The sequence below is a fragment of the Acidimicrobiia bacterium genome, assembly GCA_029210695.1.
Classification (GTDB): Bacteria; Actinomycetota; Acidimicrobiia; order Spongiisociales; family JAHEDJ01; genus JAHEDJ01.
Genome location: JARGFH010000143.1, coordinates 1 through 1,629, shown reverse-complemented (window position 1 = coordinate 1,629; position 1,629 = coordinate 1). Strand labels below are relative to the sequence as shown.

Sequence of the window (1,629 nt, the reverse complement as noted above, 5' to 3'; positions counted from 1 at the left end):
ATCAGTGGTGGACCCGACCAGGAGGGGGTCAAAATTCGAGCGGTGATAAAGGGTCAGTATTCACCCGGTGGCGACAGAATACACTTAGCACAGCCTCAGGGGATTGGTAGTTGATAGCCAGATTGGCTTGTGCCGCGTCTGCGAGGAAGTCCGGGTCCTGAAGGGTCATGGCAAAGGCCTTCTGAACCGCGGCGAGTCGTTCGGGTGGGACTCCCGGGGGCATCACGAATGGCCATGCAACAGCGGCCGGGGCCGCAACGACCTTGAGAAGTGCGAGGTCGTCTTCGCTCAATGCAAGGTCTTCAGCATGGGGGACACCTTCCAAGAACGGATTCCCTTCGGGCGTGTCACCGATCGTGACGAGGATTTTCATGCTCCCGTCTTCCATCAGATCGCGGAATGCCACCTCGAACGTGCTCGCCGTCCCGCAACCGCCGTCGACTTCTCCACGTTCCATTGCCAGGAGGATGGGGCCGCCACCCGAGTCATAACCCGAGATGATCTCGAAGTGGGAGCCGATGGCAGCGTTCAGCGCCGCAGGAGTGTCGTGGTTCCCAGAACCCGGCTGGGAAGCCCCGACGAGCAACGTCTCGCCGCCATCGATGAGCTGTTGAATGTCGGTGATGCCGGAGCTCTCAAGGGCGCCACAGGCGAGGTACGCACTGTCCACAGCCCCAATAACGCCAAACTCGAGGAAACTGAACTTCGCCTCCTCAATCCCCGTAGCCTCCGCAAGCATCATGTTCGCATGCGTCGTGCCGAAGAAAGTCCCGTCCTTCTCGTCGGTGTTGAAGAGTGCGATCGCGTTGATCATGGTCCCCGCACCCGGCCGTGCCTCAACGATGACTTCGGGGTTACCGGGGATGTATTGTCCGATGTACCTGCCCACCAACTCTGTGTAGGTATAGGCTCCACCGCCGACACCTCCACCACTCATGAGGTGTATGTCATTGTCCGAGTAGAAGGCCGCGACCTCGGCCTCCATGGCTTCATCTGGCGACGTAGTACTCGTAGTAGTGGTTGCTGGTTCGTCTCCGGGCTCAGTCGACGCAGTCGTCGCGGTGACTACTGGTTCGTCTGCAGGCGCGGTGGACGTTGTGGTATCTGACCCTTCGTCTGCGCCACATGCGGCCAGAACCAGTGCCAACGCGATAAGTAGTGCTGGCCAACGCTTGAGAAGCTTCATGAACTCCGACTCCCTCCGTTGTCAGTTCGGCGGTGGCTTCTGTCGAGGCCGACCTTGAATACCTAACTGATTCAGAATAGTTTACGATTACATCGATGGACCGTCAACCAGTACCCAGGATCAGGTCCAAGTCAGATCTTTACGTACCGAGAGCTGATGAACCGCCAGGGGTTTCGATCTGGTCCAAGCACTCCCCAACCGCCGCGCCGATCGGCCCATAGCCCGTGCACCTGCACAGATTCGATGACAGAGCCGCAGTGACCTCCCCCCGGCTCGGACGCGGAGACTGGCGTATCAGGGCCAACGCCTCCATGAGAAACCCCGGAGTGCAGAAACCACACTGCAATGCAGCGTGACGGACAAATGCTTTGACGCCGCTCGCTGAAATTCCCCAGGGTTGCTCATCGAAATTCCTCACCTTGGGTTGGGTTTGGATGCTAGTT

At 58.9% G+C, this 1,629-nt stretch carries 2 protein-coding genes; both read right to left on the bottom strand.

The features are described 5' to 3' along the window. Positions 1-28 precede the first annotated feature (28 nt). Positions 29-1,186, bottom strand: coding sequence for a hypothetical protein (locus P1T08_18790; GenBank protein ID MDF1598121.1), 1,158 nt, complete (start codon positions 1,184-1,186; stop codon positions 29-31). Positions 1,187-1,325: 139 nt separating this feature from the next. Then, positions 1,326-1,604, bottom strand: coding sequence for a 2Fe-2S iron-sulfur cluster-binding protein (locus P1T08_18785; GenBank protein ID MDF1598120.1), 279 nt, complete (start codon positions 1,602-1,604; stop codon positions 1,326-1,328). Positions 1,605-1,629 lie beyond the last annotated feature (25 nt).